The sequence below is a fragment of the Agarivorans litoreus genome (assembly GCF_019649015.1).
GTDB lineage: Bacteria > Pseudomonadota > Gammaproteobacteria > Enterobacterales > Celerinatantimonadaceae > Agarivorans > Agarivorans litoreus.
Map to the genome: position 1 here is coordinate 897,758 of NZ_BLPI01000001.1, position 23,951 is coordinate 921,708.

Below are 23,951 nucleotides of genomic sequence, written 5' to 3' on the forward strand. Positions count from 1 at the left end.
ACCCAGCAACCCCACAGCACAGCTAGAGACCCTATTGAACATAACTCTTAGATTAGTATTTTGCTTCGCCATTAGCCTACTCGCAGGCTGCCAAACAGCGAGTTCTTCCAGTGACAACGATGACGACGCCAACATAACAGCACCCAAGTTAAGGGACGATTTCATCCGCGGGGTAGATATATCAATGCTGCCAGAAATTGAGGCTTTAGGCGGCAAGTATTATCACCAAAGTGTTGAGCAAGACTTATTCACAATACTAAAAAAACACGGGGTGAATGCCATTAGGACGAGGTTATGGATAGATCCAAAATCTAACACCGGAGAGAGCTATGGCGGAGGAAATAACCAATTAACACGTTCCATAGACTTGGCTAAACGCGCCAAAGACAATGGCATGACTTTTCTACTGGATCTTCACTACAGCGACTTTTGGGCCGATCCCAAAAAACAAAGCAAGCCCAAAGCTTGGCAGCACCTATCTTTTGAAAACTTAAATCAAAAAGTATACGACTACACCGCACAGGTAATGCAAGCTTACCAAGCCGCAGGTGTAGTGCCTGATAGTGTTCAAATAGGCAATGAAATCAATGGTGGAATGCTATGGCCAGACGGCAAAAACTGGGGACCCGGTAGCCAAGGATTCGAAAAGCTATCACTACTATTAAAAGCTGGGATTCAGGCAGTACACGATAATAGCGGAGAGCAAGATACTCAAATTATTTTGCATCTTGCCGAAGCTGGTAAAAATGAATACTTTCGTTGGTGGTTTGATGAAATACATCAATACGGTGTTGAGTACGACATTATTGGTATGTCTTACTATCCTTGGTGGCACGGCCCGATTGCCGATGTAAAAGCCAATATGGAAGACCTAAGCAATCGATATAACAAGCCCATTTTGCTCGTTGAAACCTCATTCCCCTATACCAATGCAAACGCAGATAGACTAGAAAACAGTTATTCTGACTCAGGCCCAATTCAAGGTTATCAAGTGTCGGTAAACGGCCAAGCCCAATTTCTTTCCGACATAATGCTTTTACTTAATAACCTACCTAACCAGCAAGGTCTGGGCATTTATTATTGGGAGCCAGCTTGGTTACCTGTAGAAGGCGCAACCTGGGCGACAAAAGCTGGAATGGCCTACGGCAGTGATCAATGGCAAATGGGTAATGCCTGGGAAAACCAAGGCCTATTCGACTTTGGAGGCAATGCTTTACCCTCATTGGAAATATTTAAGACGCAAAAGTAACAGAAAAAGTTGTAGCAGTATTATTGAACCTGTGAAAAATTAGCTTAAATCCAAGTAGTGCATAGTAAGACCTTTTATAACTGAAATAGTAAACATCACGCTCTCGCTTTTTAACTTAAGCATATTATATACTGCACTCCCTTATTGATTGACTCCTGCCTTGGCGAAACCACTTATTATGCCAATGCAGCTTATGGAGATTCACCCTTGAAAAAATTCATTTCAGCTATAGCACTTAGCGCCGTAATTTCTGCTCCTGCCTTTGCCGAATCGCCAGTAATGTTCTCAACGATCAACGGCTATAACGCACCAGATTCAAACACCGTTGGCGGCGTACGTTTATCAGTACTTCATGGTCAAGTAGACGAAGTAAAAGGTGTAGACTTCTCGGTATTAGGTATGTCTGAGACCAAGCGCACCACAGGTATTAACTTTGGACTACTTTTTGGTGGCGCTAAAGTAACCGAAGAAATGAAAGGGGTGTCTTTAGGCCTATTTAACTGGAATACTGGCTCAACTACCGGTGTTAACCTAGCTGCAGTAAACGTTACTAACGACGTAAATGGCCTAAACTGGAGCGCAGTAAACTTTTCAGAGGGCTATACCAAAGCAGACCTAGGCTTCGCTAGCATCTCAGAAAAATCTAACTTCCAGTTGGGTGTATTTAACATGACTAAAGAAATCGACGGCGTACAAATTGGCCTAATCAATTGTGCCGACAATGGCTTCTTTAAATGCTTCCCAATTTTTAACTTTGCTAAATAACCGCAGCAAAGCTTAATAGCCTAAACTAATTCTAGGCCAGCCTAATTGCTGGCCTTTTTATTTTCCGCAAACCTCACGTCACATAACACAACAATATTCTGTATTACTTGTATTCCAATCAGTAACATACATGCTTGAGTGAACAAAAAATCAACTCCATTTGCCTAAGCACCAAGCACCTTAGGCTCGGATAACGGCCAGCATGTACTTACACTTAGGGATTAAGAAACGAAACGCCAAACGGATTGGCTACAGCCGAGATTACTGCAATTACTGTGAGAAACCAGTGATTGCCGAGCTGTGGCGTTATCGCGCTTGGTTAGGTTTGTTTTGGATCCCCATTTTGCCTTTAAACAAAAGGCAGCATTGGCTTTGTAGCGAATGTAATAATCAAACCGACAGCCGCTACACCAATGGTTTAGTATCAAAAGTGGTGATTTTGTTATTTTCGCTGATCGTAACCGGCTTACTATTTGACCCGGAAGCACCGCAATACAGTGACTATATTTGGTGGCTGCGTGGCTTAAGCTTTACCATCAACATCTTATGCTTTGTTTGGTTGCTTAAACACAAAAAGTGCCCTAGTCACAAACAACGGCGAGCCAAGCTAGAACCACTAAAGGCTGCCCATTGCCACTTTTGCCAAAGCCCTTTGTACATTGGTTTAGAAACCCGCTGCGATGCCTGCCAACTAAAGGTTTACAAAACGATTAACGACGCCACAAAGCTAGGCGCCAACCGCCACTATTAAACCTGCTTAACAACACTTACAAAATGACAATTGCTACCCACCTCAAAAGCTAAGCTTTGCTATTCTAAGCACTTGAAGCAATCGTTATATGAGCAGCACTATCAAGCTTATATTGGGCTTAATCACGCAGTACAAAATAGTTAGCGAAACGCTGGCTACAACCAAGGCTCAGCAATGCAAACGCAAACTAACAACCATGCGCACAACGCCACCCCAAACTCTGCGCAGCCACAGAAAAAAGCTAAAAACCTGCGCATTTTGTTTGAGTTAATTGCTTTTATTCGCCCCTATAAAGTTAAGGTGGCTGGGGCTTTACTTGCGCTAATCTTCACCGCCTCTCTCACCCTCTCGGTGGGTTACGGGGTGCGCATTTTAATTGATGAAGGCTTCGCCCAGCAGTCGCAACAAGAGCTGGGTAATGCCATTCAATTTATACTTATGGTCACCCTGCTCATTGCTATTGGCACCTTTTTTCGTTTTTACTTAGTGTCTTCGGTGGGAGAGCGAGTTAGCGCCGACATAAGGCTAGCCGTGTTTAATCACGTAATTACCTTGCACCCAAGCTACTTTGAAACCAACGGCAGTGGCGACATTATGTCGCGTATCACCACCGACACCACCTTATTGCAAAGCATTATTGGCTCGTCATTTTCTATGGCTATGCGCAGTGTCTTAATGTGTGCGGGCGCAATAATCATGCTATTTGCCACCAATATAAAGCTCACCCTTATTGTATTAGCCTCGGTGCCCTTTATCTTGGTTCCTATCCTGATTTACGGCCGACGTGTTAGAGCTCTCTCGCGCCAAAGCCAAGACTCAATGGCCGATGTAGGCAGCTACGCAGGCGAAGCCATTGAGCAAATAAAAACCGTGCAGAGTTACAGTAACGAAGCCCAAGAAAGTGCGCTGTTTTCAAAAGAAGTAGAAAAGGCCTTTGAAGTAGGCAGACAGCGAGTTAAACAACGTGCCATCTTAATCTCTGGCGTTATCGTGATTGTATTTAGTGCCATTGCCGGCATGTTGTGGGTAGGCGGAAGCGATGTAATAAACGGCGTGATGTCGGCCGGAGATTTAGCCGCCTTTGTGTTTTATGCCATTATGGTTGCCTCTTCCTTGGCGACCATTTCAGAAGTATTAGGCGAATTACAACGCGCCGCAGGTGCCACCGAACGCTTGATTGAAATTCTACAAGTAAAAAGCCACATTACCGCACCTAGCCAAGACCTTGCCTCAGCTAACGGGTTAAGCGCCGAAGTGGCCTTTAAAGATGTCACATTTCACTACCCTTCTAAGCCCGATATTGCAGCAACAGAGCAACTTACATTAAAGGCAGATAAAGGCAAAGTACTGGCACTAGTTGGGCCATCGGGCGCTGGTAAAACCACCCTGTTCGAATTGCTGCAACGCTTTTACGACCCGCAAATAGGCGAGGTAAGTTTAGGCGGCGTAAACATTCGCCAACTAGAACCTGCAGCGCTGCGCCAACACATGGCTCTAGTGCCACAACACCCAGCCCTGTTTAGCAGCGACGTATTCCACAACATTCGTTATGGCAATCCCGATGCCAGCAACGAACAAGTAATAGAGGCAGCTAAAAAAGCCCACGCCCATGAATTTATTAGCCAATTACCACAAGGCTATAACAGCTTTTTGGGTGAGCGAGGCGTGCGATTATCTGGCGGCCAACGCCAGCGCATTGCTATCGCTAGAGCCATATTAAAGAACCCGAGTATATTGCTACTAGACGAAGCCACCAGCGCCCTAGACAGCGAGAGCGAACACCACGTTCAACAAGCCCTGCAAGAGTTAATGAATAAGCGAACTACCTTAATTATTGCTCATCGCCTCTCAACCATTCAGCACGCCGACAAAATCGCAGTAATGGATCTAGGCCGCTTAATTGATGTTGGCGATCACCAATCTCTGCTGCAAAGCTGCCCGCTATATCAACGCTTAGTAGAGTTGCAGTTTAAGTATCATCGGTAGAAGCCTGAGAAGGCAACTTTCAGAACTTAACTTCAACAAGGCTATTACTGTAGCTAGCCTGATCAATCAGTAAACACCACGACTTAATTGACAATAACATCAAATAAAGGCATGTTTGTTTTTTGACAGATTGCAGGAATGAATAAGCGTATTTTATGGATAAAAAATTCACCCAAGATGTTACCAATAATCATCAACTTGTTTACGTTTTAGAAAGTAATCAAGTTAAAGAATTTTATGAACAAGCAATCAAGAGTCAGATTGTATCGGGGACACGCACTGCTGCTGGGCTAACCGCTACTGGTAATGATCTAGTCACCCTTACAAAACTAATTAGAGATCTAGGTTTTTCAGGTAAAGTTTATGAAAAAGTAGTTAATGGAAAAATCTACATTATTTTTAAAGGCAGACCTGGTCAACGGCATATCTTTACTGCTGCCAGATATTTATCAACAAACACAAAAGTGGTCGACATGGCTGTCGGTAAAGCAGCGATTAAATCCTCTGCTAGAGCCGGGGCAAGACTAACATTTATTTTGACAGTACCTATTATTATTTTAGAACACCTACTAAAAGACCAATTTCTATTAAGTGAATTAGTTGCAGACCTAGCGGTTTCATTAGTCAAAGTTGGTATTTCGGCAATTGTGGGTGCAATCGCGGCTACTGCTGTTGGCACTGTAACGACTTTAGCTGCTGCTCCATTAGCAATTGCCATTTTTGTAGGTTTACTTGTTGGCTGGGGACTTGATAAGTTAGATAGCAAATATGGAGTGACTCAAAAGCTAGCGGCTTTGTTACGAGAAATTGAAGACAAAACTCTGGGTGAAGTGAATAGGTCGATGTGGAAACTAGAGAAAATATTACGTTGGCAAATTCTAAATAATCAACCGCTTGGAAAGGGAATTTTTTATTAATACATTCATGAAAAATACAAGAGCATTAAAAAGAAGCTTAGCTTTGCTGTTCGCTGCGTTGGCTTCTTTCAATATAAATACTGCTATAGCGGCTAACTCTGGCGAGGTACATATTGGTTGTATGTTAATCAATGAAGCTTTTATTGATGGAGAACCCGCGGTTATACCTATACCAACCATAAGCTTATTAGCCAAAACTGCGGGTGACTCTCAGTCAATTCTGCGTAACAAAGCGCTAAGCATCGAGATTAAAACAGCAGGGATATTAGAAACCAGCTTAAACAAGCCATTTGTAAGCCAGTTCCTTGCAGAAATAAATCACCAAGGCTTAATCACCACTGTTAAAAGTGCGCCAAGAAACAAAACAGATGATGATTTTTCCATTCATTTAAATCTAAGAAACGCTAAAGGAGAGCTTACTTTAGAGTGTTTAAGCCAATAAAAGTAAAAGCGAATAAGCCTCAACTTATTCGCTTACTAACACTCGTCTCTCTACAAACTCACTTCATCTATCAAATACAATATCGATTGATACACCACACCGCTGTGTTGTGATAAGCCTATTTCGCAGGTTCGGCTATTGCTGTAGCCACGGGTGCAGCCTTCTGGTACTTGTGCTTTAAGTGGGGCTAGCGCGGCTTGATTTAACTCGGGAGTGGTAAAGCCTTTGTCGCCTGCCCAGCCGCAGCAATAGATATGCTCAGGCAATATCGCTTGTTTAGCGCAGCGCTTGGCAATGCTTAGCAAGGGGTCGTGCATGTCCATTCGCCGTGAACTACAGGTTAGGTGCAGCATCACGGGTTCATCAAGTTGGGCAATCTCTAACTTGTCTAACGCGTGCTGGTGAATAAAACCAATGGGCTCGTGAATATCCAGATCACGCCCAAACTGTTCTTTACTACGTTTAGCACAAGGGCTGGTATCCATAAGCACTGGCCAACGGCCATGTTCGCTGAGCCGCCAAACAGTATCTTCCAGTTGTTGCGATTTACCCGCTGCAATATCGAACATGCCTTTACTGTGATAAGGCATGCCGCAACAGAGATCGTCTCCATTATCAGGAATAATCACCTCAAAGCCGGCTTTTTCAAGCACACTGCATGTCACTTCCAGCAAGGGGCGCGGGTCGATAGCATTGGCGGGCGGTGCCATAGTGCGCGAGGCACAAGACGGAATATACACCACCTTTTGTTTATGAAAGCGAGCTTGAGGTGGTTGATACTTGGCCCGACGCGGAAAACTAGGGTTCCAAGTAGGCACCTTACCCGCCGATACCTTAGTAATGCCTTTGCTAATGGCACCTAGGGCTTTGTCGCCCAGTATTTTATGGCCAAGCTCTGCAGTACCTAAACCTAAACGTGTCATTGTAGCTACGCTAGAAAAATGCTCCGCTGTCCAGCGAGCGATATTTTGATGTTTAGCGTAGTGTTTTTCGCGCAGTTTACGCACCAAATCGCCGGTGTTAATGCCAACAGGACAACGGTCAGCACACAAGCCTACTGCTGCACAAGTATCTACGCCTTGGTACTTAAAGTCTTTTTCTAGCTCGGCCAAGCGCAGAGGTTTGTCGCCAGTTCGGCGTAATTCGCTTAATTCTCGGTACAGAACGATGCGTTGCCGCGGGCTCAAGCTTAAGCTGCGCGAGGGACAAACCGGTTCACAAAAGCCGCATTCAATACACTTATCCACTAAGTCATCGGCGGCTGGCATCGGTTTTAAGTTTGCTAAATGGGCTTGGCTGTCATCATTAAGAATAACGCCGGGGTTAAGCAAACCTTGTGGGTCAAACAGTTGCTTAATTTGTTGCATAAGTGCAATGCCTTCGGCGCCCCACTCTAGCTCAACAAAGGGCGCCATGTTCCGGCCAGTGCCATGCTCAGCCTTTAGAGAACCTTGATATTTAACCGCCACCAGCTGGCTTACTTCATCCATAAAACGGCCATAACGTGCCACTTCATCGGGGTCTTCGAAGCCTTGGGTGAATACAAAATGCAGGTTACCAGCTAAGGCGTGGCCAAAAATAATCGCTTCGTGATAACCATGCTTGGTGAACAATGCTTGCAGCTCGTTCACGCCATTGGCTAGGCGCTCTACTGGAAAAGCCACATCTTCGATAATTACCGTTGTGCCGGTTTCTCGCACTGCGCCCACAGCAGGAAACATGCCTTTGCGAATAGCCCACAAGGCGGCGGTTTCAGACGATTTAGTAGTAAACGCAACCTCACCAATGCGGGGGAAATTAAGCAAACTGTCCATCACTTGTTGGCATAATTGGCTTAATTCATCGGCTTGGCTACCACGCGTTTCCACGAGTAAAGCGCAGGCTTGATTATCTAGGTCGGCGATAAACGTGGGCATACCCGCTTGGTTAGCCACCGATGCTAGCGCGCGGCCATCCATTAACTCCACTGCCGCAACCGCTTGCTTGGCTAATACTTCTACTGCTTTACAGGCCACATCACTATTTTCGAACACCAATAACGTTGAGGCTTTATGTGGATGCTCCACTACAGTGTTGTAGGTAAGCTCGGCGATAAAGGCCAAGGTACCCTCTGAGCCAATCATCAAGTGCTGCAAAATCTCGAAGGGGTCGGTAAAGTCCACCAGCGCGTTTAAGCTATAACCGGTGGTGTTTTTTAGTCGATATTTATGGCGAATTTTGTCGGCTAAAGCGGTGTTTTGTTGGGTGGTTTGAGCCAACTCGCTCAGCTGTTCTAACAAGCTAGCATGGCTTTGCTTAAAGGCCGCCACACTTTGTGGGTCAGCGGTATTAAGCACCGTCCCGTCGGTAAGTACCAAGGTAATAGATGCCATTGTGTGATAAGAATTCTGTGCGGTGCCGCAACACATGCCCGAGGCATTATTGGCCGCAATACCACCAATTTTACAAGCATTAATCGAAGCTGGATCGGGGCCAATTTTTCGCTGAAAAGGCGCTAAATAACGGTTGGCGTCGGCGCCTATCACCCCTGGCTGCAGACTAATTTTGTTGCCATTATCCAATATTTGATGAGAGCGCCAATCATCACTAAGCAGAATAAGCACAGAATCACTGATCGCTTGCCCCGACAAACTGGTACCTGCAGCACGAAAGGTATAAGGCAGCTGCAAATTAGCGCAGCTGGCCATTACTAGTTGCAGTTGCTCTAAGGTGTTAACTTTAACCACCAGCTGCGGAATTAAGCGATAAAAACTGGCGTCGGTTCCATAAGCTAAAGTTTGCGCTTCACTGGTCATTAGCTGCTCGGGAGCAAGCGTAAGTGACAAGTGCTCAAACAATTGTTGGTAAGGTCCGTCTAACTCGTTATGTGTTTGAGTCATGTTTTTGGCTGCTCCACTGCTTCTACTTGGTGTTAAAAATTAGTTTAATCTCGGCTACTCGCCATTTATCACAATCACAATTAGCTGGCTGGGGCCGTGTGCACCATACGCTAAGGTTTGCTGAATATCGGCAGTTTTAGACGGCCCCGATATCAGCACTACGTTACTTGGTAATCCTTTATGCCAATGTTGCTCGCTGATTAATTGGCTAAAATTATCGACAATTTGACTGACTTTAATCACAGCCACATGACACGGCGCAATCAGCGATAAGCTGCGGGGCTCATCGGCACTGGGTTTAAGCACCAAAGTGCCGGTATCAGCAATGCCGGCAGCACAGCCAGTAAAAGTGACATCGGTACTTTCAAACAAGGCAGTTTTGAGCTGCTCAAAAGGCTGCAAAAAGTGGTTTAGTTGTAAGTGTTCGGCAAGCGCTAAACTAAAGACTTCGCTCCATTCGCCGCCTTCCCCACATAGCGCAGTTTGCCATTGGTGCTGTTGCTGTAACTCCTGCAAACAAGCCGATAATTGCTTGGCATTTTCTAGAATAATTACATCGGCATGGGCGGCCACTAGGCTTTGTTCAAAACGGGCTAAAGCCTGCTCTGGTGAAGAAGCCTGCCAGGCATTAGCACTGGTTTGGTTTGTTGGCGCTAAGGCCGATACTGCGGCCAAACGCTGCATAATGTTTTGCTTGGCACTTGAGTTACTCACCGCCATTAGCGTGCTCCCCCAGTTGCTGAACGAGTTACCGACTTGCTAGCACGGCGCTTCATTGTTTGGTGAAAGGTTTGGCTGGCTAACTCAGGTTTATTACGACAACGCGTCCACTCTCCCATTGGCATAGGCAAATATTTGGCAAGCTTTACACCAACAGCCATAGCCCAATTGTAGATACTAGGATGAGTACTCAACCAAGCCCACATCCGCCACGCGGTGTGCTCTGTCCAACTAGCAGCGCTCGCTTGCCCTTTCAAACTTGGCGTCTGCTCGGCAGCGGGCAGCTTTGCATCGTGGCGCAAGCGCTGCAACAAACTAGGAATGGGGATCTTAACCGGACACACTTCTTCACAGGCACCACACAAGCTTGAGGCGGTTACTAGGTCACTGGTTTGCGCTAAACCCTGTAAATGGGGCGAGATTATTTTCCCAATAGGGCCTGGGTAAGTGGTGCCGTAGGCATGGCCACCAACACGGGTATAAACTGGGCAATGGTTCATACAGGCACCACAACGAATACACTGCAGGGTTTTACGCAAGGCTTCGTCGGCATAGGCTTGTGAGCGACCATTATCGAGCAATACCAAATGCACTTCGCTTGGCCCATCTCGTTCTGGCGCACGTCGTGGACCAGAGATCATATTGAAGTAAGTGGTAATATGCTGGCCAGTCGCCGAGCGAGTTAAAATGCTAAATAGTGGTGGCACATCACTTAAAAACTCCACCACCTTCTCAATACCAGTAACCGCAATATGCACTGGTGGTACGGTAGTGGTCATGCGGCCATTGCCCTCATTTTCAACCAAACATAAAGTGCCCGTTTCAGCCACCGCAAAGTTCACCCCAGATATGCCCACCTCTGCTTGCTTAAACTTGGTGCGCAAGGCCTCGCGGCCGGTTTGGATTAACTTGTCTACCGATAAGGTGTAATCGAAGTCTTTAATATGTTGCTTAAATAAGTCGGCTACTTGCTGCTTATTTTTGTGAATGGCCGGCATGATAATGTGAGAGGGCGTTTCTTTGGCCAACTGCACAATGTACTCACCCATATCGCTCTCAACACATTCAATGCCTAGGCCTTCTAGATGTTGGTTAAGCTCGATCTCCTCGGTCACCATGGATTTGCCTTTAACGACCTTAGTCGCGCCTTGGCTTTGAATTAACTCGGCAATTAGCTGTTGAGCTTGCTTGGCATCTTCGGCCCAATGCACTTGTATGCCATTGGCTTGGCAGTTTTTCTCTAACTGCTCTAGTAGCTGCGGTAACTTGCTTAAACAGCGTTGGCGAATGTTCTCGGCGTGTTCACGCAATTGTGCGAGCTCTTGCGGGTCGCTAAAGGCGTCTTTGCGCTTTTGCTGCAAGTAATCCATGGCGCCGCGAAAGTTACTGCGTAAGGTTTGATTGGCGAGGGCATCGCTCGCTTGTTGTTTAAACTGGCTAGGGTAGTAATGCTGTACACTCATGCTTTAGCTCCCTTGGTGCGTTGCCATAAAAAGCTCGCTAGGTGCTGGCCGTTAAAGCGACTGGCTTCTCCTCGATAGGCCAAATGTCCATTAATGTTAGCTAAGCAGCCCCAATCGGCACTCACTAAATAGCTGGCACCAGAACCTTGTAAATGCCTGGCTTTATCTTCCACCATGGCTTGACTTATCTCGCTATGGCGCAGCGAGAAGCTGCCACCAAAACCACAACATTCGCTTTCGTACTCTGCTTTTTTAAGTTCTACTTTATCTAGCTGAGACAGCAAAGCTTGCGAGCTGGCATGGATCCCCAACTCTCTTCGCCCGCTGCAGGAGGTGTGTAACACAACCGAGGTTAAGGGCCCTTGGTCGTGTAGTTTTGCCCGGCAAATATGGGCTAAAAATTCGCTAAACTCAAAAACCCGTTCAGCAAATGCTTCCGCTTGGTCGGCGTAAATATCATCATTAGCAAATAAGTGGGGATAGTGTTTAAACATCATTCCGGCACAAGAGCCCGACATCACGACTATTGGGTGATCTTCGGGAAATAGTGCCATTTGGCTTAAGGCAACGGTTTTTGCTTGTTCTTGGTAGCCAGAGGTATAGGCAGGTTGGCCACAGCAGCTTTGTTTTTCTACCCAAATAACCTCTACCCCTTCTCGTTCAATTAACTCTATGGCGGCTATGCCACCATCGGGATCAAGCAGGTCTAGCAAGCAAGTTGCGTAAAAATACACCTTACTGGGTTTGCTGGGGTATATCCTTAATCCCGTTTGACTCATCCCTTTCCCTTACTAATAAACAACCAGCTATAAAACAAGGTTTAGCATTTTAGCTTTGATTTTAGTTAATCCTGCTCCGGCGGAAATCAGACCTTAGTGCAAGTAAACCGTGAAGTACCAAGCAAGCCTTAGCTAAAACCACACTTTTAATTAACATTTACTTTACACCTTGGCAATTTATCCATATATAGAAACAAAGAAATTAATTATTTCCAAAATATGCCAAATGTAGATGATTTGATTTTATTTGCCGACGTGGTTGAGCAAGGCTCGTTCTCTCGGGTTGCAGAACAGCGCGAGTTAACTAATTCGGTAGTGAGCAAGCGCGTGGCTCGTTTAGAGCAGCAACTGGCGGTACAACTGCTCTATCGCACTACCCGTAAACTCTCGCTCACCGAGGCCGGCCAAGCACTATATAGCCAAGCCAAACACATTGCGCTTAGTGCACAAGAAGCCTTTGCCGAAGTAGGCGAATATGGCGAAAGCCTAAGCGGCAAGATCCGCATTAGTGTGCCAACGATCTCGGGCGAACTGTTGCTTGCCGAAGCTTTAGCAGCATTTAGCGAACAACACCCCGAAATTAGCATTGAGATGTCGATGGATAATCGCTTTGTAGACTTGCTAGAAGATGGTTTTGATTTGGTGATTCGCACCGGCAGCTTGCCTGACTCATCGTTAATTGCCAGGCATATTATCGACTCGCATTGGGTGGTGGTAGCCAGCCCAGCTTACTTAAAACAGCATGGCACTCCCAAAGCCCCAGATGAGCTTAAACAACATCGCTGCCTAAGTTATAGCTATCAAGAAGGAGGCGCCGAAGACTGGCTATTTAAGGTTGGGGAGAATACTCAAGCCATTCGCATTAACAGCGGCTTTAGCACCAATAACGCGCGAGCATTACGCAAAACGGCGTTAGCTGGGCATGGTTTAATTTATGTACCACGATGTTTGGTGTACCAAGATTTAGCCAAACAAGACTTACAAGAAGTCCTAACAGGCCAAGCTGCAAAGGTGCTAGGCATTTACGCCATGTATCCTTTTACCCGCCAGCAACCCAAAAAAATCAAATTGCTGATTGAACATATAAGGCAGCACTATCTAGCCATTTCGGAGTATTTTTAGGCTTTTAGCACAAAATGACTAAATTGTAACCAGCCTTGCTAAAATGCCCTCTATACTTTGCCTAAGCCAATAAAATATTTAACTAATAATGCCAATTCGATTGCTAATCCTAAGCTTTTTGTTGATTCCTTTTTTCATTAATGCTGCTTCATTAATGAAAATCGCCGTGCTCGACTACGATTTAGATTCGAGCGAAGATGAGCCCGGTCTAAATTACTTGGTAGAAGCCGCCGCAAAAATGGATATTAAGTTGGAGCTTATTCCATTGCCAGAAACGCGTGCTCACCGTTTGGTGCAACATGGCGAGTTAGATGGCGAGGCTTTCCCCTACGAAATATCAGGGCATGATTCTAGCCACATGATAAAAATTGATGTGCCCATCGAGAGCTCCTCGCTGTGGATTTGGGTACCCGAGACTCATAGTTGCCCAAGTGACCCAAACCAGCTGAGTAACTTTAAACCGGTAGGTTTAAATGGCATTCCCTACTTTGGTATTTTTTATCAATTATCCGAAGTGGGTTTTGAGAAAGTATCTACCCCGCACATAATGGTGAAAATGCTTCGCCGTCATCGTGCCGATTACTTCCCCGCAAGTAAACGCTCCATAGAGTTTTTACTTGATGAAACCGATCAAGCTTTAATAAAACCTTGCTTCAAAGAACCTTTTATTACCATAACCAGCTACTTCTACTTAAATGAAAAACATCACGCCATTGCCGAGCAATTTAAACAAAAACTCGCAGAAGCAGTAAGCCTTCACTCTGACGATGACGACGATTAAGCACTTAAGCTAAAACGCTAACTCCATATAGAAAAACAAGTAAATACTGCTCAAGACTAGAGCCTAAGCAAAAGTACTGGTAGTGTTCGCTTAAGCAATCACTTAACCATGCAGGAGCTTAGGTTTTGAGCCGTTCTTCTTTCCAACAGTTTCATTGGCAGTCTCAACAGTTTGGCTGTGCCAGCAATGACATCGATAGATTCTATTCATTACTTCATGAACAAATGCAGCGTTTAGGCATGCAACAGCAAACACTTGGTAAAATTGAAAGCTACCCTGTTGATTTATATCGCTCTGCGGAGCCCAAGCCACATTTACCTAATATTCTTATTAGCGCTGGCTTTCATGGAGAAGAAGCAGCTGGACCATGGGGCATGTTAAAGTTTCTTAGCCAGCTTAACGATGATGTATTTCTATCAGTAAACTTAAGCCTATTGCCGCTAGTAAACCCTACAGGATTTAAAGCCGGACATCGCTTTAACCAATATGGTGAAAACCCCAATCGTGGCTTTGGTGTAACCGATGGCACCGCAATTGAAACCGAAGAAAGCTCTAAAGAAGGCAAGCTGCTTATTAAGCAACAAGCGCTGCTAAAAGCACTAAGCAGTGACGGCATACTGACCTGCCACGAAGATGTATTGCAACACCACTGCTATGTGTATTCTTTTGAGCCAGAGCAAGATGCAGGGCCTTTTAGCCTAGGTTTGCGAGATAGCTTGGCGCAGTACTTTAAAGTGGCCGAGGACAACAGCATTGACGGTTGCCCACTAGATGATGGCTTAATTCACAACCATTACGACAGCTCGTTTGAATCATGCTTAGTGCGCATTGGTGCTAAACGCGGCGCGTGCAGCGAAACCCCTGCACGAGAAGATTTTGACCAGCGCATCAATGCTAACTGCGCTGTGATGCAACAATTTGTTCGTTCAAGCCAATAACTAAAAAGCCGCTAACTAGGGTCTGTTGATCTTTGCTGATGGTTTTTGCAGCAATTTATTAGCCATTTAGGCAAGGCAGTGAGTGTGCAGTTAAGTGGGCTTAATCATCACTCGCTAACGCTGAATAAATGGCTAAGAAATGCTGCCCGAAAGGTTCGGATAAGCGAACTTTACTCTTTGTTAAGCACTTCTTGCTTAGTCCACTAGGCTTCTAAGTGCTCGCCGCGATTGAAGCCCGCTTATTTCGAACAAAATTTCAACACCAAAGTTCAACTGCCCCTCGCCTCTGCAGGGGGATTGTTTTGTAGCTCAAGCTGCATTTCAATAACCCCATCTTCCAACTCAAATTTCACTTTAAAACCAAGGTGTTTGGCTAAACCCGCCATGCCGCGGTTTTGGATCATGGTCATGCCACTTAAGGTTTGGGTGCCCATTTGTTGATAGTAGCGAATCATCTTTTGCAGCAAGTGTTTACCTAAACCTTGGCCTTGCAAGTCACTTCTCACCACCATGGCAAACTCAGCATCTAAGTTGTCGGGATCGATGCTGGCGCGCACTACTCCTAGAATTGCCCGGTCATCATCGGCTTGCTCATCTACCGCAATAAAGGCCATTTCTCGGGCGTAATCAATTTGAGTGAGCAAGGCCATTTCTTCATGGGTCATTTGGCCGCGTGCACCAAAGTAACGCTTGTAGCGATCTTCTTCGGTAAGCGATGAGTCGAAGGCCAAATGGTTAGGCTCGTCTTCTGGCAAAATCGGGCGAAGCAATACCTTTGTGCCGTTTTTAGTCTGACAATATTCTTCTAGCTCTTTAGGGTAAGGGCGAATAGCTAAACGCTGAGCAAGCCGTTCATCCACTTTTTGCAAACGCATATTCACGTCAAGCAAGGTGATGTTATCCCCCGCAGCTAGCACTGGGTTAAGATCTAAACGAGCAATCTCTGGGCAATCGATAATCAAGTTTGATAGCCGAGTTAACATGCTGCAAAGCGCCTGCATTTTTAATCCGTTAGGCAAGCGTCTGTCTCGTATTTTTTCTGCTTTAAGCGCCGAGATAACCAAATAACGCGCCAAACTCATATTAAGTGGCGGAAGCGCCACCGCTGCATCTTGGGTTTCGTCCCACTCAGAGCCGCCTTCGCCTAAGAAAATAGCAGGGCCAAATACCGGGTCATTAATTACTGCCACACGCAGCTCTTGTGCGCCAGCAGTTAAGGCCATTCGTTGCAGGATCATGCCTTCAACCTTGGCTTGTGGGTAAGCTTGCTTAACCCTATCGACCATTGATTCTGCGGCTATTTCCAGCTCATGCTGGTTATTAATGTTTAGGCTCACACCATGCACATCAGATTTATGCAGTATATCGGGCGACTGAATTTTTAAGGCTACCGGATAGCCAATGTTGTCGGCACAACTAATGGCTTCTTCAACATTGTGTACAAACCAGGTATCGATGATTTGCAAACCGTAAGCCTGTAGTAAAGGTTTAGCGTCATGGGTTTCCAACACAAATATATCTTTATCAATCGCTTGCTGGAGCAACTGCTTAGCACCTTGATCAACCAAGGTTTTGTCGGTAGTACTGGGGGTTTCTGACAACAATTTTTGGTTGCGGCGAAACTCAACCATGTGCATGAATGCTCCCACAGCCCCTTCTGGGGTGCGGTAAGTCGGAATGCCCGCTTTAGTGAACGCCAAACGGCCAGAATAGGCGGTTTCTTCCCCCATCCAATTGGTAAGTATATTGAGGCGACGCGCCTTGCTATCTTGCTTAATCACATTAATTAAGGCATCAGCGGTAGACTCTGCCCCCGCCAGTGCCGAAGGTGCGTGCATTAGCAGCAATGCGTCTGCTTCGCCGGAACTAGCAACTATATCTAAGGCTTTGGCATAACGAGAAGGATCAGCATCACCAACAATATCTAAGGGGTTTTGCCCCGACCATGCGCTGGGTAGCACCTCAGACAGCTTAGCCAAAGTATCGTCCGAGAACTCCGCTAGTTTCCCCCCTCGCTCCATCAAGGCATCAACCGCCAGCACCGCTGGCCCGCCGCCGTTGCTTATAATCGCCAAACGTTCGCCTTGCAATGGATTGGCGTAAGTGAGTGTTTCTACCGCAGCAAACAACTCATGTAGGTCTTTTACTCGTAACATACCAGCACGCTTAAATGCCGCGTCGTATACCGCGTCGTTACCCACCAATCCGCCAGTATGCAGGGCTGCAGCTTGCGCACCTAGACGGCTGCGGCCAGACTTAATCACCAATATGGCTTTGTTGCGTGAGGCCGCTCGAGCAGCCGACATAAAGCGCTGGGTATCCTTCACCGAGTCGATATACAGCATAATCACTTGGGTTTTGGCATCTCTGGCTAAGAAGTCGAGCAATTCGCCAAAGTCGATATCTAAGGCATCTCCCAATGAGATAAAGGATGAGAAGCCAATGCCCTTGTTGTTTGCCCAATCGAGCACGGTTGTGCACACGGCAGCAGATTGCGACACAAAGGCAATCTTGCCTGGCTGGCTATTGGCGTGGGCGAATGAGGCATTTAATCCAATGTTAGGCAACATTAAACCCAAGCTGTTTGGCCCTAAAATGCGCATGCCGTAACGCTGGCCAAACGCCAACACTTGTTCGGCAATTGTTTGCTCTTGACCGTCTAACTTAATGTCTAAACCACCGGCTGTAATAATGGCAGCTTTACAACCAAATTGGCCGAGCTTTTCCACGACCTCTAGTAAGCGGCTGGCGTTGACACACACAACGGCTAAATCTGGACGCTGGGGAAGCTTCTCGATACTTGGATAGGCCAATACACCAAGCACTGCCTTGTACTTAGGGCTAACCGGCATAACGGGGCCATTAAAACCAGCGCTCATTAGGTTCTTCATTACCACGTTGCCAGCACGTGAAGCGCGATTAGATGCACCAATTACCGCGATAGACTTTGGCGAAAACAAATCATGCAGCTTACGTTGACTCATTAGCGGGATCTCTTTGGCTGAACTAAAGCAATTAAACCCAAGTGTAACGTGTATCGACTGAGACTAAAGTATTCATTGTTCACACAATTTACATCGCTAGACCAAGGTAGTAGTTAGTTTTACCAAAACCGTTTTGGTGTAACTAGCCCAGTAAATTGGCTCGCCACAAAAAATACAACCATTGAGCAACATTACAACTACAATTAACTCAAAGTCACCTTGGTTTTTTTAACTCACACCAGTTTTTTATACAAACAACTGGACAAAAAGCATTTTTTTTATTCATATCTTAAAGAAACCCTGCAATTTTAAGGAAGAAAGCATGGCGTTAACCTCTATTCGTGCAATTGACTACATGACCAAAAATCCGGTCACAGTAACTCCTTCAAACTCATTGTTTGAAGCCATCGACATCATGCTTACTGCCAAGGTATCAGGTGCAACCGTTATTAATGAGCGACGTGAAGTTGTGGGGGTAATCTCTGAAATAGATTGTTTGCAGGCGATATTAAAAGGTACCTACCACGGTGAAATTGGAGGTTCTGTCGCCGATTACATGACTGAAGAAGTGGATATTATTGGCACCGACATGGATATTTTAGCCGTTGCTGAAAAACTCATTCAGAAAAAGCGCCGCAGAATGCCAGTGGTGCAAAATGGCAAGTTTATTGGCCAGTACAGTATTCGTAGTATTCTTAATGCAGTTAAAGAGTTCAATCTCAAATAACGAGTTCACTGTGCTTTACTCACTAAAAGGGCAGCTAAACTGCCCTTTTTTGCTCTCTGTGACATACCGATTAATGAACTTGGTTAACCACCATCTGAGATTGCAAACCCTCTATTTCGGCAATAATTCCAGCAGTGTTTTCACTGTCTGGCACCATTAGATCAAGTTCGGCAGTAAATACACTTCCCCCAGCCTCAGGTACGCTCATTCGATGGCATTCAAGCTTGTTAACATTAACACCATGTCCCACCAATAAACGGGTAATATCATTAATTAAGCCGGGGCGATCTTCTGCATCAATGACCAAACTTAATGATTCACTTTGAGATAAGTGGGCAGGTTTGCAGCCGTTAATGCTTAAGTGTAAGTCATCTACTGCAAGCAAGGCTTGCTGCAAGGCCTGAGTATTTTTTTGCGGAACCTGCACTTTGAAGATACAAGCCACTTGACCATCTAAATTTACCACCCGACTACTTAACCACTTTCCTTGATGAGAGTGGGTAATATCGGCCAAGCGATTTAGTGTACCGGGCTTATCTTCCCCGGTGGCAGTAACTAAAAATAGATCGCTCATACATCTACCCCTTTATGCTAAAACCTAGTTTAAGTTTATACCACCCAGCGGCAAAGGGTGTGACAAGACGCAGGATTTGAGCGGGTCAGCAGTAAAAGCTTGTAAAAATGCTAACTGCGCAGAAAATGCATAGTTATTAATAAGTTTGCTTGGCAAGCCCAATAAAAAAGCCGACTTTCGTCGGCTTTTAAAATCGCTATTTTTTGCTATAAACGCCAACATTTTTGAAGCCAGCATCTTGCAAATACAAAGCCTGTAGTTTGCTCATAACCCCTCGGTCACAATACAGCATGTAATGCTTAGATTGATCTAAATCGCCAAACTGAGTGGCTAACTTAAAGAATGGGATATGCTTTACTTCTACTTCTTCTAAGCTAAAAGGCTGTTGTTCCTGCTCCTCTATCGAGCGAATGTCTAATACTACCGCTTCTTTGTCTTGTGCTAGTTCTTCTTCACCAGCGACTTCAGTCACTTGTTCGTCAGCTTCTTTGGTTACATCACGAATATCGGTAATGCGGCACTCTTCTACTACCTTATCCAAAATCGTAAAATCGAAATTTTGCTCTTCGGCTAGCAATTTCGACTCAACTGCTTTCACCGTAGGCTTGTTAGAAATAACACCGCAATACTCTGGCATGGTTTCGGCAAAATCGTTGGTGCCAATATGCTTAGCCGTATCAATAATATCTTGTTTATCGGTGGCAATTAGCGGGCGAAGAATCAAGGTTTCTGACACTCGGTCAATCATGCTTAAGTTAACTAAGGTTTGACTAGAAACTTGGCCTACTGCTTCCCCCGTGACCAGTGCGGGAATATCCAGCTGCTGAGCCACTTTTGACGCTGCCCGCACCATCATACGTTTAAGTACTACGCCCATTTGGCCGTTGTCTACTTTTTCAAGGATCTCGTTCACCACTGGATCAAAGTCTACCGCAACAAACTTAACCCTATGTGATGAACCAAAACGCTTCCATAGGTGGTGGGCGACTTGCTTCACGCCTAGTTCATGAGCGCGCCCACCTAGGTTAAAGAAACAATAGTGTACTTTTGCGCCACGCTTGATGAGTTGATAACTCGACACGCCCGAGTCAAAACCACCGGAAATAAGCGACAATACACTTTCTTGGGTTGCGATAGGAAAGCCGCCTAAACCTGGGTGCTTCTCTTGCACCAGATACATCACGTCGTCGGCGATTTCGATTTTCACCGTAACATCAGGATTTTTTAACCGCACCCCATTGCTCTCGCAATGTTGGTTTAAACCACCACCAACATAACGCTCTACTTCAATAGATGAGAAATCATGTTTACCACTGCGCTTAACCCGCACACAAAATGTTTTGTCTTTTAAGCGATCTTTCCAAGCGTCAAACGTTAACTCATAGATGTTGTGTAAATCGGTATAGCGATGCTGTTTCACTTCCAAAAAGTGCACGATACCCGGAGTGGAAGAAAGCGCTTGAATCACCGCTTCGCGGTTTTCTTCGCTGTCGTTACGTGAAGTAACAACCATTCGGTCCCAATCTAAACGCACTCGAATAGTTTCATCGATTGGACTAATTACATTGCGAATATTGCTTTGAAGAATTTTACTGAAGCGCTTACGAACCGGCTTACTCTTCATGGCAATTTCTGGAAATAGTTTAACGATGAACTTCATAACTCAAGGGCCTTGATAAATTTGGGCGCGAATTATACCGCGAGTTAAGGCAGCGAGCCAATATTGTTTAGTTTAGCTCGCCTTGGCAGGAATTTTGGGGAAAGTACACATAGAGAAAGTACAAAACTCGCTTAGCTCAGCTAAGCGAGTGGGATTATTTACTCTTCTCCAGAAACGGCGATCTCGCCTGATTGAGAAGCCTTACCTTGCATAATGCCTATCTCTACCCGGCGGTTACGACGGCGGTTCTCGATGGTATTGTTTTTCATTAAAGGCTGAGTGTCTGCCAATCCGCTAACAATTAAGCGCTCTTCGGCAAAGCCACGTACTTTAATGAGTTCATGAGCCACCGACACAGCACGCTGACTAGATAAATCCCAGTTTGAGCGGTACAACTCTGACTCTGCTTGCTGGTTATCGGTATGGCCAGACACGGTGACAATACCAGGAATGTCTTTAATCACCTCTCCCACACGGCGAATAACCGGGCGAAACTTAGGTTGTAAAAAGGCAGAGCCTGAAGGGAAAGCCCCCTTCTCTCGTACCCGAATAATAATTTGCTGGCCAAGCGACTCCACTTCAATGGCGCCATCTTCAATTTGGTCACGCAACTGCTGGGCAATTCGTTTAGCCGTTTCATTTTGTTGGGCTTGGGTTTCGGATTGGCTTTGTGAAGACTGAGCTTGGGTTGCTGAGGCTCGGCCACCCGTTTGCTGGCCAGCGGCTTTTTGCTGACCACCAGCATCGGCTTCTTCACCATCATGAAACTCAAGCTTGGCCTGAGTCATATCAATGGTTTGCTGCATGATGGTTTCGATAGGTGTTGGCTCAGGGCGGCCCGGTCTAAACTCTTGTGCAATAACCGAGGTTCCTTTTGGAATGTCTTTTACTTCCAGTAGGTTTTGCACACCAAAAGCATACTTCATTGAACCAGCAATTTGCTTAAACTTTAGTACGTCCATTTCCGAGAAGGCCAACAGCAATACAAAGAAGCACATCAACAGAGACATGAGATCGGCGAAGGTGCCCATCCATGCGGGCAGTCCTTCTGGGGGGCACTTGCAAGGTTCTTCCATACTGCGCTACCTACTCGTCTGTTGTGCCTAGTGAGCGTTTGCCTTCTGGCAAGTAGTTTTTCAAAACACCCTCAATCACTCGCGGATTCTGGCCATCTTGAATACCCAATACAGCATCCAGAATCAAACTACGGTTAAGCTTTTCTTCACCAGCACGCAACAGCAATTTTTCGCTAATAGGAATGGCCACCATGTTGGCAAGAATTGCACCATACAAAGTCGTTAACAAGGCTACCGCCATAGCTGGGCCAATGGATTTTGGGTCATCCATGTTAGATAACATGGCTACCAGACCAATCAAGGTACCAATCATCCCCATGGCTGGCGCTACATCACCCAGCGCTTTAAAAATACCGGCGCCAAACTCATGGCGCTCGGAAGTGAGCAAGATGTCCTTTTCCATAGTGGCGCGCACTACGTCAGCATCGTGGCCATCCACCAGCATATCGATGCCTTTTTGCATAAAGGGGTTGGAAATCTCGGCTTCTTCTAAGGCCAAAAAGCCACCTTTTCGGGCCGCGTCTGCCATTTCTACAGAGCGCTCAATCAAATCATCGGGCTTATCAACTTTGAACATGAAAGCCTTAGCCGCAATTTTCACTGCGCCTAAAAATTGACCTAAATTGTACTTCATCAATACAACAAACAAGGAGCCACAAAAAACAATTAGTACCGAAGGAATGTCGATAAAAATCTCGATTCCGCCACCCATCACCATCGCCATAACAACAAAGGCGAAGGCGCCGATAATCCCAATCAGCGTTGCTAAATCCACTGCTTTTTCCTTTTAACCTGTAGCCTAGAGATTCTAATTAAACTAATACTAGTCTACTCGCACACCAGAATCGAAGGTAATTTTGTGTTCTCATTTCAATATCTTGACCTACCAAGCTCTACTATATTTATCGGCCAATATAAAAATACTTGAGTCGCAAGTTTGACCTACCCAAACGGCTAAGGTAACTTTGCGCCAGAATATGCTTGATAGAGGCTTTAGCATGGTTGCAAAAAAACCAGAAAAAATGAAGTTTGAAGAAACCTTAAATGAACTTGAAGACATTGTTCAACAGCTTGAACAAGGTGAGCTAAGCCTAGAAGATTCTCTTAAGCAATTTGAACGCGGCATCAGTTTAGCCAATGCTGGCCAAGCTAAACTGCAACAGGCTCAACAGCAAGTTGAGATACTTCGCCAAGGGCCAAATGGCGATTCACTAGAACCTTTAGTGCAGGAGCCTTCTGAGTGAACGCTAGTTTAGCCAGTACCATTGTTGACTACCAATCCCAAATAAACACCCATTTAGACAGTGTTTTAGCCAATCAAGTTGTTAATGACCCCAAGCTACTGGCAGCCATGCGTCACGGCCTATTGCTAGGCGGTAAGCGAGTGCGCCCGCTGCTGGTATATTTGGTAGGCCAATTAACCAATGCGCCCAAAGACATACTTAATGCCGCTGCAGCTGCTGTAGAATGCATTCACGCCTATTCGTTGATTCATGACGACCTACCAGCCATGGATGATGATGAACTACGCCGTGGCCAACCAACTTGCCATATTGCCTATGATGAAGCGACTGCCATTCTAGCCGGTGATGCCTTACAAAGCCTCGCCTTTAGCTTAGTTGCCGAAGCGCCTGCCAGCGATACCCAAAAAGTGGCCATGCTTAAAATATTAAGCCAAGCGGCTGGTTATAACGGTATGTGTGGTGGTCAAGCGCTAGATATTGCCGCAACCAACCAACAGGTTAGCCTTGAGCAGCTGGAAGAAGTGCACCAACATAAAACCGGTGCTCTAATCAAAGCAGCGGTAATGTTAGGCGCGGTTTGTGGCGAGATTGAGCACGCAAATGAGCAGCAAGCTTTAGCTCGTTATGCAGATGCCTTAGGCTTAGCCTTTCAAGTTCGTGATGACATTTTGGATATAATTAGTGATACCGACACTTTAGGTAAACCTCAGGGCTCAGATCAAGCCCTAAATAAGAGCACTTACCCAAGTTTATTGGGCCTTGAAGGCGCAATAGAAAAAGCTGAAAACCTAGGTAAAGAAGCGCTTCAAGCCTTAGAGACTTTGCCTTACAATAGTGAGTTGCTAGCCTTATTAGCTGATTATGTCGTACATCGAAACAACTAGTCGTCAACAA

The 23,951-nt window shown here is 45.7% G+C and carries 21 protein-coding genes; 12 read left to right on the top strand and 9 right to left on the bottom strand.

The window, feature by feature from the left end:
• Positions 1 to 34 precede the first annotated feature (34 nt).
• The 6 genes from K5L93_RS04170 (at position 35) to K5L93_RS04195 (ending at position 6,110) form a co-directional block, all read left to right on the top strand.
• Entirely contained in the window at positions 35 to 1,249 is a 1,215-nt protein-coding gene (locus K5L93_RS04170) for a glycoside hydrolase family 53 protein (RefSeq protein ID WP_220718592.1), read from the top strand.
• A gap of 207 nt (positions 1,250 to 1,456) precedes the next feature.
• A complete protein-coding gene (locus tag K5L93_RS04175) occupies positions 1,457 to 2,014 on the top strand; it encodes a VC2662 family protein (RefSeq protein WP_220718593.1) in 558 nt (185 codons plus the stop codon).
• 202 nt (positions 2,015 to 2,216) lie between these two features.
• Positions 2,217 to 2,765 carry a hypothetical protein gene (locus tag K5L93_RS04180; protein ID WP_220718594.1) on the top strand — a complete coding sequence of 183 codons (549 nt, stop codon included), beginning with the start codon at positions 2,217 to 2,219 and terminating at the stop codon, positions 2,763 to 2,765.
• A 174-nt stretch (positions 2,766 to 2,939) separates the two neighbouring features.
• Positions 2,940 to 4,751, top strand: coding sequence for an ABC transporter ATP-binding protein/permease (locus K5L93_RS04185; RefSeq protein WP_246614980.1), 1,812 nt, complete (start codon positions 2,940 to 2,942; stop codon positions 4,749 to 4,751).
• A gap of 155 nt (positions 4,752 to 4,906) precedes the next feature.
• A complete protein-coding gene (locus tag K5L93_RS04190; RefSeq protein WP_220718595.1) occupies positions 4,907 to 5,668 on the top strand; it encodes a hypothetical protein in 762 nt (253 codons plus the stop codon).
• 121 nt (positions 5,669 to 5,789) lie between these two features.
• The gene (locus tag K5L93_RS04195; protein ID WP_220718596.1) at positions 5,790 to 6,110 is read left to right on the top strand and encodes a hypothetical protein; all 321 of its coding nucleotides are present in this window, start codon (positions 5,790 to 5,792) and stop codon (positions 6,108 to 6,110) included.
• A 50-nt stretch (positions 6,111 to 6,160) separates the two neighbouring features.
• On the opposite strand, the gene K5L93_RS04200 is transcribed toward K5L93_RS04195, so the two are convergent.
• The 4 genes from K5L93_RS04200 to K5L93_RS04215 are packed head-to-tail and all read right to left on the bottom strand — an operon-like array spanning position 6,161 to position 11,951.
• Entirely contained in the window at positions 6,161 to 8,989 is a 2,829-nt protein-coding gene (locus K5L93_RS04200) for an FAD-binding and (Fe-S)-binding domain-containing protein (protein WP_220718597.1), read from the bottom strand.
• Positions 8,990 to 9,043: 54 nt separating this feature from the next.
• Positions 9,044 to 9,709, bottom strand: a complete 666-nt coding sequence (locus tag K5L93_RS04205) for a LutC/YkgG family protein (protein WP_220718598.1) — start codon at positions 9,707 to 9,709, stop codon at positions 9,044 to 9,046.
• Positions 9,709 to 11,172 (bottom strand): LutB/LldF family L-lactate oxidation iron-sulfur protein, encoded by a 1,464-nt coding sequence (locus tag K5L93_RS04210; protein ID WP_220718599.1) that lies wholly within the window; start codon positions 11,170 to 11,172, stop codon positions 9,709 to 9,711. The genes K5L93_RS04205 and K5L93_RS04210 overlap by 1 nt, the downstream gene beginning before the upstream one ends.
• Positions 11,169 to 11,951, bottom strand: a complete 783-nt coding sequence (locus tag K5L93_RS04215; RefSeq protein ID WP_220718600.1) for a (Fe-S)-binding protein — start codon at positions 11,949 to 11,951, stop codon at positions 11,169 to 11,171. Before K5L93_RS04215 ends, K5L93_RS04210 begins: the two co-directional genes overlap by 4 nt.
• Before the next feature lie 219 nt (positions 11,952 to 12,170).
• On the opposite strand from K5L93_RS04215, the gene K5L93_RS04220 reads away from it, so the two are divergent.
• The 3 genes from K5L93_RS04220 (at position 12,171) to K5L93_RS04230 (ending at position 14,792) form a co-directional block, all read left to right on the top strand.
• Complete coding sequence (locus K5L93_RS04220) at positions 12,171 to 13,073, top strand: LysR family transcriptional regulator (RefSeq protein WP_220718601.1); 903 nt, start codon at positions 12,171 to 12,173, stop codon at positions 13,071 to 13,073.
• Between the two features lie 154 nt (positions 13,074 to 13,227).
• Positions 13,228 to 13,854, top strand: coding sequence for a transporter substrate-binding domain-containing protein (locus tag K5L93_RS04225; RefSeq protein ID WP_220718602.1), 627 nt, complete (start codon positions 13,228 to 13,230; stop codon positions 13,852 to 13,854).
• A gap of 125 nt (positions 13,855 to 13,979) precedes the next feature.
• A complete protein-coding gene (locus K5L93_RS04230) occupies positions 13,980 to 14,792 on the top strand; it encodes an N-acetyl-ornithine deacetylase (RefSeq protein ID WP_220718603.1) in 813 nt (270 codons plus the stop codon).
• A 269-nt stretch (positions 14,793 to 15,061) separates the two neighbouring features.
• Here K5L93_RS04230 and K5L93_RS04235 read toward each other — a convergent pair whose 3' ends face one another.
• Complete coding sequence (locus tag K5L93_RS04235) at positions 15,062 to 17,776, bottom strand: bifunctional acetate--CoA ligase family protein/GNAT family N-acetyltransferase (protein WP_220718604.1); 2,715 nt, start codon at positions 17,774 to 17,776, stop codon at positions 15,062 to 15,064.
• A 322-nt stretch (positions 17,777 to 18,098) separates the two neighbouring features.
• On the opposite strand from K5L93_RS04235, the gene K5L93_RS04240 reads away from it, so the two are divergent.
• Positions 18,099 to 18,503: a CBS domain-containing protein gene (locus tag K5L93_RS04240; protein WP_220718605.1), complete on the top strand. Its 405-nt coding sequence runs from the start codon at positions 18,099 to 18,101 to the stop codon at positions 18,501 to 18,503.
• 70 nt (positions 18,504 to 18,573) lie between these two features.
• On the opposite strand, the gene K5L93_RS04245 is transcribed toward K5L93_RS04240, so the two are convergent.
• The 4 genes from K5L93_RS04245 to pomA all read right to left on the bottom strand — a co-directional run bounded on the left by K5L93_RS04245 (position 18,574) and on the right by pomA (position 22,588).
• Positions 18,574 to 19,077: a glycine cleavage system transcriptional repressor gene (locus tag K5L93_RS04245; protein ID WP_016402708.1), complete on the bottom strand. Its 504-nt coding sequence runs from the start codon at positions 19,075 to 19,077 to the stop codon at positions 18,574 to 18,576.
• A 196-nt stretch (positions 19,078 to 19,273) separates the two neighbouring features.
• Positions 19,274 to 20,737: a tRNA uracil 4-sulfurtransferase ThiI gene (thiI, locus tag K5L93_RS04250; protein WP_220718606.1), complete on the bottom strand. Its 1,464-nt coding sequence runs from the start codon at positions 20,735 to 20,737 to the stop codon at positions 19,274 to 19,276.
• A 158-nt stretch (positions 20,738 to 20,895) separates the two neighbouring features.
• Positions 20,896 to 21,813: a flagellar motor protein MotB gene (locus K5L93_RS04255; protein WP_040307387.1), complete on the bottom strand. Its 918-nt coding sequence runs from the start codon at positions 21,811 to 21,813 to the stop codon at positions 20,896 to 20,898.
• A 10-nt stretch (positions 21,814 to 21,823) separates the two neighbouring features.
• A complete protein-coding gene (gene pomA / locus K5L93_RS04260; protein WP_220718607.1) occupies positions 21,824 to 22,588 on the bottom strand; it encodes a flagellar motor protein PomA in 765 nt (254 codons plus the stop codon).
• A 223-nt stretch (positions 22,589 to 22,811) separates the two neighbouring features.
• Between pomA and K5L93_RS04265 the strand changes: the two genes are divergently transcribed.
• On the top strand, positions 22,812 to 23,057 hold the full coding sequence (locus K5L93_RS04265; protein WP_016402704.1) for an exodeoxyribonuclease VII small subunit: 246 nt from the start codon (positions 22,812 to 22,814) through the stop codon (positions 23,055 to 23,057).
• Positions 23,054 to 23,941: a (2E,6E)-farnesyl diphosphate synthase gene (gene ispA, locus K5L93_RS04270; protein ID WP_220718608.1), complete on the top strand. Its 888-nt coding sequence runs from the start codon at positions 23,054 to 23,056 to the stop codon at positions 23,939 to 23,941. The genes K5L93_RS04265 and ispA overlap by 4 nt, the downstream gene beginning before the upstream one ends.
• The last annotated feature ends 10 nt before the right edge of the window (positions 23,942 to 23,951 follow it).